Below are 12056 nucleotides of genomic sequence, written 5' to 3'. Positions count from 1 at the left end.
ATTAGCCCCCCACCTTTGACGGATTCTTGGACATATCCAAATAGGCTTCGGGCGAGACACGAATAGCGGCCCCCGTTGGGCAAGCCCGCACACAGGCCGCCCCGCCTTTAATGCCTTTGCACATATCGCATTTCACTGCGACTTTGGGATTATCACCCTTTTGCCGCGCTAGTTTTTTCTTCACCCAGCTTTTTTCGGCCTGACCAGGTCCCGGGCCAATACCGAATAATACCCAAGACATAAGCCCCGGTTTTTTCGGTGGGGTAACTTCCATTTGAATAACACCGTAAGGGCAATACCGCTGGCAATTGCCGCAGCCAATACAGCTATCATCGATATAAACCTCACCGTCGGGCGCGCGGTGAATGGCGTCGGGCGGGCAATCGCTCATGCAATGGGGGTGTTCGCAGTGACGGCAGCTTGTTGGCACGTGTATATGGGCAAATGTCATGCCGGCTTCGCGGTCAAGGCGCGAAATCCCGTCATGGCTCTCGGCGCAGGCCACTTCGCAATTATCGCAACCAATACAGAGGCTCTCGTCAATCAATAGCGCGTCGGTCGCCTCGCCCATGCCTTGCTCAATAAGGAAATTAGCCCGCGCCCCATAAAGGTCGGCAACACTATCAAAGCTGCCCTTTTGACCCTCAATAAAGGCGTTCATGGCACTGCGGTCGGCAAATTCATCGACAATTTTAGACCGTAGCGCAGGCTTTGCGGCCATTAACGCCTCGAAATGCTCGCCCTTGAGGCGGATAACTTCGGATTTGACCGCGGCTTTCACTGTGGCCGTGCGCTGTCCTTCTTCAAACAGCGCCATTTCACCGACATAGCTGCCAGCAGATACGTAGCTTAGAAAGACATTTTTATCGCCGATTTTCTTCTCAACCACCATAGAGCCAGAGCGGATGATATAGATATCGGTGTCATCCGCGCCTTCTTCAATCAGGATAGATCCAGCGCCGACGGTTTTAATCTCGGCATCATCAATGACGTGCTTAAGATCATCCTTGGACAATCCAGAACCGAAAATTTGCATCAATTGCCGTTCTGCCGCGATTCGGTCAACGCGGGTTTGCACGGCGGGCACGGTGGAGACCAATTTGCGCGCTGCATTTCGGGGTGTTTCGACAAGGATACAGTCTTGGGCGGCGATAATTGTTGCATTACGGCGACGGCCTGAAATCAAACCCGTCTCACCAAATATTTCGCCCTCACCGATGGGTACGCGTTTTTTCGGGTCGTTCGGATCAATCAAAACCTCGACAGAGCCGCTAGCGATAGAAAACAGCGACGATCCGTAATCATTGCGCTCAAATACTTTGTCGCCCTTGCGGTACACATGGACATCTGAATCCAGCATAAATTCACGCATTTGCAGCGGGGTCAAATCGCGGAAAATCACGACCTGTGTGCGGATATATTCAAGCGTATTACTGACATCATGACCGCCTTGAAGCTTGGTAAACTTCTCTGCTAGCAACGGTTCATCTGCGGGTTTCAGCTCTGTATTGCCGTTGATATGCTCAACAACGTCATAGCCTTGGTTCATGCAATGCTTAATTAGCGGATAGCCCGCCAGCGCACCGACGACATATAAGCCAGCCACAGAGCTCTCGAACGTCGGGCTCAGCGTGGGATAGGCCATACGGTCGTCTGATGCGAATTCCACACCGCAGCTTTCAACAAATTTACGCGGCGGGGCAGAGCCCATACGCGCGATAATACGGTCACAGGCCAAACGCACTTTGCCGTCTTTGACCTCTAGATTAATCCAACCTTCTTCGACTGATTCTGTCGTGGCCTCTGTCAGGACGTCCAAACGCCCATCTGCTGCCCCGCCGAGCAGCGCTTTAACATTGGCCCCTTTGGCGCGCGGAAAATCTGGCCCGCGCTGTAATAACGTCACGCGGTTTTGCAGCGCAGGATTAGCCACAAGACCCAGTGCGTTTTCAATGCCCGCATCGCCGCCGCCGATGACAATAATATCTTCGTCGAAATAAGCCTCTGGGTCGTCGAGTGTATATTGAATATGCGGGAGGTCACCGCCGGGAACCCGCATGGTGTTTGGGTTGCCCTGCGTGCCAATAGCCAGAATGACGTGCTCAGCCTCGACCGTTTTTCCCGCCTTGGTCTTTATGCTAAAGCCGCCTTTAGTGCCAGAAACCTCTGTTACATCGGCATTTAGCATGACGTTGACGCCTGCCGCTTCGGTTTGATTGTCCCAAATACCTAAGATAGCTTCGCGTGTGCCCGCTTCAAAATCCACATCAGAGCGCAAAACCAACTGGTCAGGCGTCGCCATGATGTGCTTGCCTTTTTGATATTTAAAGATTGTGTCCGACAAATGGTCGGTTTTTTCCATTAATATATGGGACAAACCAAGATCTGCGGCCCGCGCAGCCGCGCTCAGTCCGGCGGGGCCAGACCCAATAATGGCTATTTTTACTTTATCAGCCAAGCCGCGCCCTCCCTCTTAGCATTATCACCTTACCGCGTTCTAACGAAAGTTCAACACTTGCGAAGCGAGAAAATTTTCCTATGATGTAACCAAGGGACGGGCGCAAATGAGACTTGCAAAATATATATTGATTGGCATAGCCGTTCTATTCGCGGTCAGTGGGACTCTGTCTCTCATGCAAAACCAAGTGCAGGCGGCCCCTGTAATCACATCAGCAAGCGAGGGCCTGACCCCTGACAAGACGCCGCTAACCGACGGCACAGTCCATGAAGGCGTAATGGGATGCTACGGCTCGACCTGCCATTCCCGCCAAGAAGCAACCGGCATTGTAGTGCGCCAAAATGAAATTTTGACATGGCAGGACGATACATCGACCACCGGGGCGCATTTGCGAGCCTATAAGGTCCTGCTAACGGAACGCTCCAAAGGCATCACTTCACGCCTTGGCCTTGCAGAACCCCATCTGGAACCGACATGCCTAGGCTGTCATGCCGATAATGTGCCTGAAAAACTGCAAGGGGCGCGGTTTCAAATGGATGACGGTGTGGGCTGCGAGGCGTGTCACGGCGGCTCGACCAATTGGCTGTCACAACATTACGCCGTCGGTGCGAGCCACGAAAAGAACGTCAGCCTTGGTCTTTATCCGCTGGAAGATGCCAAAACGCGCGCAACAGTGTGCTTATCTTGTCACCTAGGCTCTAGTGCAGATAATCAATTTGTGACCCACCGTATGATGGCGGCAGGGCACCCGCGCATTTCTTTCGAGCTTGATTTATTCACTGCCCTCCAAAGTCACCATAATGAGGACGTTGATTATTACGACCGCAAAACCGTGCAGCCCGGCGCGCATAAATGGGCGATTGGTCAGGTTTCGGCTTTACAAAGACAATTAAAGCTTTTTGCTAATCCCGCCCTTAATCGTGACGGCGCCTTCCCTGAGTTGGTGTTCTTCGACTGCCTCGCCTGTCACCGCCCGATTAGTGATGATCCTGATTGGCGTCCCGAAGTGCGCAGCAATCCTGGACGCCCACAAATGCCAGGGCTGGTGAAATTTAATGACGCTAATATGATTATGCTTCTGGCGACGGCGCGCGAAATTGCCCCCGATATGGCGGACGAATTTGACATGGCTGTGCGCGATTTCCACGGCTCTTTGGCGGGAAGCGGGCCGACAACGGAGATTGCATCGGCTAAACTTGTGCAATTATCAGAGGCGCTGAGTAGCCGCATAAGCGCGACAGATTTTTCCAAAGACCAGACGTTGTCCATTCTTGACACTGTCGTCACCGACACGCTGGCCCGTCGCTATACCGATTATGTCGCGGCAGAGCAGGCCATCATGGCCGTTGACACGCTGCTATCGTCTATGATTGCGGCCAAACAAATCGCGAGCGGTGACGTCATTGATATGCGCGATGAAATTAACAAGGGCTATGACGCTGTGGAACGGCCCAATGATTATGACCAAGACCAATTGGTTGCTGCCCTAGGCGTGTTGCAAGCCCGCTTGAAAGAGCTTCGTTAATGACGCGCCGCACGCTCTATACGGCGGTCAGTGTCGCGGCACTTCTGCTAGCATCATGCGGCGGAGGCGGGGGCTCGTCCAGTACCACAGCCCCGCCAAGCGCACCGCCAAGCCCACCGCCCAGCGCGCAAAATAGCTACAGCGTGCCAGCACTAGAAGCCCTATCCATTGCAGATGTCGAGACGATTATCGCCCAAGCGGTTGCAGAGGCCACCGCACAGAACCTCCCCGTTGTGATTGCAGTCACCGATCGTCCCGGCAATGTGCTGGCCGTGTTTCGCATGAACGGGACAAGCTCCACAACGACCGTCCGAAATGGCCCGAATAATGGCCCCAATAATGGCTCTGGTACGCCCAATGTCGGGCTGCAAGGCACAGATTTACCGCATGAGCTGACCGCGATCGCGAAAGCCTTAACGGGGGCTTATTTATCATCTGCTGGCAATGCCTTTTCTACCCGCACCGCCAGTATGATTGTGCAAGAACACTTCCCCCCGTCGGCTAACACAGTCGGCCTTGAGGGCGGGCCATTGTTTGGTGTGCAGTTTAGCCAACTGCCCTGCTCTGATCTATCCGCGCGTTATGTTAATCCTGGTGATACAATTGGACCCAAGCGCTCGCCGTTGGGCCTCGCCGCGGATCCGGGCGGTTTCCCGCTTTATAAAAACGGTGTCGTCGTCGGCGGTATTGGAATTAGCGGCGATGACGATTACGGCTTTGACACCGAAATTGGCGATATTGACATAGATAAAGAAGAACTGATCGCTATTGCGGGCATGGCCAATTACGCCGCGCCCATCAATATTCGCGCTGACCGTATCAGTGTTGACGGAACCACCTTACGCTTTACCGATGTGGACGAAAGCGATTTGTCCTCCAGTCCCGCATCTGCGCCTAGCTTTGGCACGCTGGTCGGCACATCGGGCGTGCTAAGTCCCGTCAATGGTTACACCCCGCCCAGTGGAGCGGTACAGCCAGGTCAAGCTTATGGATCAGAGGCCGCAGGATTGCGCCCTGCCACGACCACCGAATACGCCAATCCAGACGTTTTTGTGCTGTCTGACGGATCTGGCAATAACCGCTATCCGCCCCGCGCCGCGATTGACGGGGCAGCCGTGGCCTCCCCGCTGACCCAAACCGAAGTGCGCACCATTATTGAGGAAGCCTTTACGGTCATGACAGCGGCACGCGCACAAATCAGGCAGCCGCTCGAATCCCGCGCGCAAGTCAGCATCTCCGTTGTTGACACCTACGGCACAATCCTAGGCATTGTGCGCTCTCCCGACGCGCCGATATTTGGCACTGACGTATCCTTACAAAAAGCCCGCACGGCGACGTTTTTTAGTAATCCAGCTGCGGCTAGCGACCTTCTCGGTGCACGGCGCAGTGCGGTGATTGCGGGCTCATCCGCGCCCAACACGGAAGTGTCAGATCATGTCGGGGCTGTGCGCACCTTTTTAAACGATCCTACGGCGCTGACGGGCACCAAAGCCTTTGCGGACCGCTCTGGCGGTAATCTTTCGCGTCCCTATTTTCCAGACGGCGAAGTGGGCACGCCGCACGGCCCGCTATCGCGTTCAATCACGGAGTGGTCACCCTTTGCGACTGGTCTGCAAGAAGACCTTATTCGCGATAATATATTAGAACATGCGACGTTCATTCTCACCAATGCGCCGCCCACTTCGGATACGAAACAACGCTGCACATTCCTGCCTGATATTAATGCGGTTCCAAACCAAAATCGTTTGCAAAACGGCATTCAAATCTTCCCTGGCTCTGTCCCCATATATAAAAATGGCGAGCTCGTGGGCGGAATTGGCGTATCAGGCGATGGTATTGACCAGGATGATATGATTTCGTTCCTCGGCGTTCATAATGCGGGCCTAAAGCTTGGCACGCTGGGGAATGCGCCTGTTGATATTCGGGCTGATACAATCACCGTACCCGTCAACGGCGAAGACATACGCCTGCGTTATGTCAGTTGCCCGTTTGCCCCCTTCCTTGACAGCAATGAACAGAACCCATGCCAAGGAAAGTAGGGAATAAACGACACATCGCCTTTGGGGCGTTATGGTGTATCGCAAGCTTATTCTGGACAAGACTTGCCGTTGCGGCGCCAACTGACGCCATCACAGCCGTCTCCGACGCAGTGGACGGAACATCAGGGCAAACCCTGAAGATTGAGCTTTTTGCGCAAGTCGTAGAGACGCCGCCAAGCCCGACTGACGTTTTAGCTCCCACTGACGTTAATGACGATGCCATGGATACAGTTATATCAGGGCCACGCCCGAAAGCGGTGCCGCCTATAATATTAGGCCAAGAAACAGACGAACCCGAAACCATCCTCCCCGGACGCCGTATTCCGGGACGTGACAAACCGCTGCCGACACGCGAACGCCTATTTGACCCGGCCCAAGTACCGCCGCCTCAGCCCGCTACGTTTCCTACAGATGAAATCCCCCTGCCCGACCGTTGGAGGCTGATTGAAAACCTCGGCGTTAATGAACGCTGGTGGGATCCCTACAACCAAAATACACTCAAAGGCGACCGTCCGTTAAAAGGAACAAAGGACTGGTTCTTTGTCGCGACAGGTATTTCAGATACCATTGTAGAGCCGCGCACATTTCCCATTCCCGTTGGCGTGCAAACCACAGAGCGCCGCAGTGACGATTTGTTTGGTGATCCTGATACATTACTCCTCGCGCAGACATTCATTGCCAGCGGCGCGCTGATCAAGGGCAATACCACGTTCAAGCCGCAAGATTATGAATACCGCTTGACCGCTGCACTGAATATTAATCACGCGCGGGTGAACGAAAAACGGATTTTATTCGTCGAACCATCCAAAGGTATTACCCGCACCGATGTGTTCCTTGGTATTCAAGAAGCATTTTTTGATTATCACATTCGCAATGTATCTGATCGTTATGATTTTGACAGTGTGCGCGTCGGCATACAGCCCTTTAGCTCTGACTTTCGCGGATTTTTGTTCCAAGACAGCCAACCAGGCATCCGGTTCTTCGGCAATCGCGATAACAACCGTTATCAATATAATTTGGCTGCGTTTATGCGGCTGGAGAAAGACACAAATTCTGGCTTAAACGCTATCCTGCGCACACCGCGTCGCGACTTGATATTACTGGCCAATCTTTACCGCCAAGATTTTCCCGTACCGGGCCTGACCAGCCAAGTGACAGCCATATATAATGGCAACCGAGAGGGCAGCCATACGGAAATTGATACCAACGGCTTTCCCGTACGTCCCGCCCTTATCGGAAATTTGCGCGGACGTGATTATGACGTGGGATATGTCGGGTATAATGTCGACGGGCGGTATAAACGCCTCAACATTACCGGGTCCACTTACTACGCCTTCGGCCAAGACCGTGATAATATTTTTACAGGGAAATCAGCCACCATCAGCGCAGGCTTTGCCGCCGTTGAGGCCTCATATGATTACAATTGGATGCGGTTTCGCGCCTCTGGGCTTTACGCAACAGGTGACGCCGACCCTTATGACAATGTCGAGACGGGCTTTGACGCCATTTTCGAGAACCCACAATTTGCGGGTGCGGATACAAGCTATTGGATACGGCAAAATATTCCGTTTATTGGCGGTGGCCGCGCGATTGGTGTGTCGGGGCGAAATGGTATCCTCAATTCTTTGCGCTCATCCAAAGAACAAGGACAGAGCAACTTTAACAATCCCGGCACAATCCTAATCGGCGCAGGTGCGGATTTTGACATCACGCCCGAATGGCGGCTGTCTTTCAACGCCAATGCCTTACGTTTTGATAAGACCGCTATTTTAGAAGCCCTGCGCGTGCAAGGCGGCATAGATAAAGACATTGGCCTTGATTTATCCGCCTCTGCCATATGGCGGCCAAAGATGACACAGAACATCGTTCTGCGCGGGTCTATTGCATCATTAGAGCCGGGCGGCGGTTTTGATGACCTTTTTACCAATAACCAAGACGATAATCGTTATTTATCGGTCTTGCTAAACGCTACGCTGACCTATTAGGATGCAATGGTGAACGGGCGCATATCACATAAGATTCTAGCGGGCTTTGCCTTACTCCTGACCGTTATTGGTGGGGCCGTCATTGCCCATGCCGCGGGCGATTATGAAAAGCCGCGCAAGATTAAATATGACTACACGCCGCCCGCCCCGCGTGTCCAAACCCAAGCGGAAATGGACGCCAAAAGCGCAGGCTGTGTCACCTGCCACACCAATTCCGATGAAAAGACAATGCATATCACCCAAGCGGTGAAGTTGGGTTGCACGGACTGCCACGGCGGTGATGCAGCGGTGAATGTCTCTGTGTTGTTAAATGAAGACAGCCCTGATTATATCACAGCCCGCAACAAGGCGCATGTGCTACCAAAATACCCTGACACATGGCATTGGCCAAAAACGGCCAATCCAAAACGCAGCTATACTTTGCTGAATAAGGAAGCGCCGGAATATATCCGCTTTGTGAATCCCTCTGATTACCGCGTCGCGCGTGAGGCCTGTGGATCGTGCCATCTCGAGCAAATTGTCCAAGCCGAACGATCCCTTATGGCAACGGGCTCCATGTTATGGGCCGGTGCAGCTTATAATAACGGCATCCTACCACATAAGATTTTTGGCAAGCTGCAAGACGGCACATCATACGCGCTCGGTGAGGCCTATACCAAAGACGGGAAACCCGCTGTTCTGACGTCACCCGGGGCGGAAGAGGGCTTAACGGATGAACAAATCGCGGCAGGTGTTCTAGCGCGCGTCGTCCCGCTCCCTGAATGGAATGTCATCCCACCCGCCGATGTATTTCGCGTATTTGAACGGGGCGGTCGTAATATTGGGACACAGTTCCCAGAGGTTGGCCTGCCCAATGCAGCGGGGCAAATACAGCGGATCGAAGAACCTGGACGCCCCGACATTCGCCAATCTAACCGTGGTCCCGGTACAGGCTCACGCGTGGCTATTCCTGTGCTTAACATTCATAAGACGCGGCTAAATGATCCCTTTACGTGGTTCATGGGCACGAATGACCAGCCGGGGGATTACCGCACCTCTGGCTGTGGGTCGTGCCATGTCGTTTACGCCAATGACCGCCAACCCCGCCATAGTTCAATTTATGCGAAGTTTGGCCGCGACGGAAAATCATTTTCCAAAGACCCGACCATTCCAAAGGACGAAAAGGGCCACCCGATTGAGCATGCCTTTACCCGCGCGATACCGACCAGCCAGTGCATGAATTGTCATATGCACCAACCCAATATCTTCCTAAATTCCTTCCTCGGTTACACAATGTGGGATTACGAATCTGACGCGCCCATCATGTGGCCGGAAGAGCAAAAATATCCCACAATGGAAGAGCAGCATAAAGTGCTTGAGCGTAATCCAGAGGGGGCGGCCGTGCGCGGTAAATGGGGTGACCCTGAATTTTCCCGCGAGGTGTTTGAGCTTAATGACGATCTAAACGACACGCAATTTGCTGATTATCACGGTCATGGCTGGAATTTCCGCGCTGTCTTTAAACGTGACCGTAAAGGTAATCTGCTGGATAAAGACGGTAATATTGTCGCCAATGACGATCCTGAAAAGTTCCGCAAAAAAGGCGAAGGCAAGTTTGCGCCCATCGGCACTAACCCCGGTAAATCTGTGCATATGATGTCTATTCACGCTGAAAAAGGCATGCAATGCGTGGATTGCCATTACGCCCAAGACGGTCATGGTAACGGGTTTTTACACGGCGAAGTCGCCAGCGCAGTCGAGATAAGCTGTAAAGACTGCCACGGCACGGCTAGCAAGCTGCCGTCGCTTTACACATCAGGCCCCGCGTCTCGCCCTGGCGGCATGGATATGACGGCGCTCCGTAATCCTGACGGTAAACGCCGGTTCGAGTGGGTGAAGCAAGGCGGCAATGATGTGCTGCTACAGCGTTCTGTCCTTGACCCCGAATTGGTTTGGGAAGTCAGCCTGACCAAGGACAGCGTCACGGCGGGCCATCCTAAGTATAATGAGAAATCCGCTTGGGCAAAGACGGTCGCCAAAGACAATAAAAGCTGGGGTGCAGAGGTGCAAAGCGCCGACCTTGCCCATGACGACGAGGAAATGGAATGCTTCACCTGCCACCTATCCTGGACAACGTCCTGCGGCGGCTGTCACCTGCCAATTGAGGCCAATTGGAAAAAGAAAAGCCATAAATATGAAGGTGGCACGACGCGCAATTACGCGACCTATAATCCGCAGGTCGCGCGCGATCAGATGTTCCAACTCGGTAAACACCAGAGCAGTAAAAATAATACAATCGCCCCCATTCGCTCGACATCGGCATTGGTGCTTTCTTCGACAAATATAAACCGCGAACGCATTTATGTGCAGCAACCGCCTGTGTCCGCCGTTGGGTTTTCGTCACAAGCTTTTGCGCCGCATTTCCCGCATACGGTGCGCAAAGAAGAAACCAAGACATGTTCGGATTGTCACCTATCTGTCGCGGATGATAATAACGCCATCATGGCGCAATTGCTGCTGCTGGGGACTAATTTCGTGAACTTCGTTGGGATGCACGCTTATGTCGGGCTGGACGCTGGCCTGGAGGCTGTGCGCGTCACAGAATGGGACGAGCCGCAAGCCGTATTTGGAAGCTACCTTCAAAAATACGCTTACCCTGATTATTACAAAGCCCATGTCGAACAAAACGACCGTGAATTAATTGATTGGCAGCGTGGTCGTATTTTTGACACAGAAAACAGCTGGTCAGGCGAAACCGGTGCCGTCGAAGAGATTGCCAATGTCCACCAGAAAACAGGCGGCGAAGTACGGTGCCTACAACTGCGCGGCGAATATCTTTTCGTCGCCGAGGGCGAAGGTGGCTTCCGCGTTTATGACGTTGCCAACATTGCCAATAAAGGCACATCAGAGCGCATCGTAACGGCCCCCTTCTCTGCATTAGGCCATGATACACACGTTAAAAGCAAGAATGCGACCTGTATGGCACTCGCAACAAACCAACCCATAAACCCAGCCAAAAATACACCGCAGATGCAAAAAGACAATCAAGAACAACCCTTCCACCCCATCTATAATTACGCCGTGATTACAGACGCGGTCGAAGGCCTGATCCTTGTTGATGTCAACACGCTGGCGGATGGTGAGCCGCGCAATAATTTCTTGAGCCGCACTGTGACATGGAATGACGGCGGTGTGCTGACCGGGGCGCGGCATGTCACCCTAGCGGGACATCATGCCTATATTACGACGGACGCGGGGCTAGCGGTCATTGATCTGAACGATCCCCTCGCCCCTAAACATGTTAAGACGGTGCCGATGAATGACGCGCGACAATCGGATGTTCAGTTTCGGTATTTATGGGTCACGGATGCTGATGGCCTAAAGCTGTTAGACGTCACTGATTTGGCGAATCCCATTTTAATACCAGAGGCGACGGTACCTATGGCGGATGCTCAGGGGCTATACCTTGCGCGCACCTATGCCTATGTCGCTGGCGGGAGCGAAGGCATGGTCATTGTTGATATAGAAACCCCTAAATCGCCCAAGGTTTATGCGCGCGAAACCTTTGACGGCGAAATGAATGACGTTCAAGACATCATCATCGGCAGCACCAATGCATCGCTATTTGCCTATGTCGCGGATGGCCGTAACGGCATGAAGGTCGTGCAATTAACTAGCCCCGATAGCCAACCCAATTTCTACGGTTTCTCGCCAGAGCCAAAGCCTGAACTTATTGCGTATCGTAAGACGAAATCGGCCGCGCTTGGCCTGTCCAAAGGGATTGACCGTGACCGCGCTGTTGATGAAGGCGGTCACCAAATGGCGGTCTTTGGACGTTTAGGGTCACGGCCATTTACCCGAGACGAAATGGAAAATATGTTTATCGGGCCGGATGGAAAGCCCTATTACGTATCGGATATGCCGCCAAGCCACAGCCGTGATTACGCCCCTGCACCTGCCACGGCGATGCGTCCCAAGTAACCCTCACAGACTCTGTTCGTATAGCATGACATGGAAAAACCTCCGCAGTTTGGGTCTGCGAAGGTTTCTGGTTGGTCGGTGATCGCACC

The 12056-nt window shown here is 53.2% G+C and carries 5 protein-coding genes; 4 read left to right on the top strand and 1 reads right to left on the bottom strand.

The annotated features are described in order from the left end of the window. Window position 1: 1 nt before the first annotated feature. The gene (locus AB6B37_RS05790; protein ID WP_371397944.1) at window positions 2-2458 is read right to left on the bottom strand and encodes an NAD(P)-binding domain-containing protein; all 2457 of its coding nucleotides are present in this window, start codon (window positions 2456-2458) and stop codon (window positions 2-4) included. A gap of 106 nt (window positions 2459-2564) precedes the next feature. Between AB6B37_RS05790 and AB6B37_RS05785 the strand changes: the two genes are divergently transcribed. From AB6B37_RS05785 to AB6B37_RS05770, 4 genes are all read left to right on the top strand, one after another. After that, window positions 2565-3983 carry a multiheme c-type cytochrome gene (locus tag AB6B37_RS05785; protein WP_371397943.1) on the top strand — a complete coding sequence of 473 codons (1419 nt, stop codon included), beginning with the start codon at window positions 2565-2567 and terminating at the stop codon, window positions 3981-3983. Continuing rightward, window positions 3983-6022, top strand: a complete 2040-nt coding sequence (locus AB6B37_RS05780) for a heme-binding protein (RefSeq protein ID WP_371397942.1) — start codon at window positions 3983-3985, stop codon at window positions 6020-6022. Before AB6B37_RS05785 ends, AB6B37_RS05780 begins: the two co-directional genes overlap by 1 nt. Before the next feature lie 221 nt (window positions 6023-6243). Continuing rightward, complete coding sequence (locus AB6B37_RS05775) at window positions 6244-8007, top strand: hypothetical protein (protein WP_371398418.1); 1764 nt, start codon at window positions 6244-6246, stop codon at window positions 8005-8007. Window positions 8008-8013: 6 nt separating this feature from the next. Further along, window positions 8014-11967 carry a multiheme c-type cytochrome gene (locus tag AB6B37_RS05770; protein WP_371397941.1) on the top strand — a complete coding sequence of 1318 codons (3954 nt, stop codon included), beginning with the start codon at window positions 8014-8016 and terminating at the stop codon, window positions 11965-11967. Window positions 11968-12056 lie beyond the last annotated feature (89 nt).

Source organism: Fretibacter rubidus, assembly GCF_041429785.1.
Classification (GTDB): domain Bacteria; phylum Pseudomonadota; class Alphaproteobacteria; order Caulobacterales; family Maricaulaceae; genus Fretibacter; species Fretibacter rubidus.
This window is presented reverse-complemented; position numbering and strand designations above follow the sequence as displayed.

What these genes read in the sequence shown, in the direction of transcription:
- AB6B37_RS05775 (WP_371398418.1), top strand. Translation starts at nt 6,244, where the DNA reads ATGGATACAGTTATATCAGGGCCACGCCCGAAAGCGGTGCCGCCTATA.
- AB6B37_RS05770 (WP_371397941.1), top strand. Translation starts at nt 8,014, where the DNA reads ATGGTGAACGGGCGCATATCACATAAGATTCTAGCGGGCTTTGCCTTA.
- AB6B37_RS05780 (WP_371397942.1), top strand. Translation starts at nt 3,983, where the DNA reads ATGACGCGCCGCACGCTCTATACGGCGGTCAGTGTCGCGGCACTTCTG.
- AB6B37_RS05785 (WP_371397943.1), top strand. Translation starts at nt 2,565, where the DNA reads ATGAGACTTGCAAAATATATATTGATTGGCATAGCCGTTCTATTCGCG.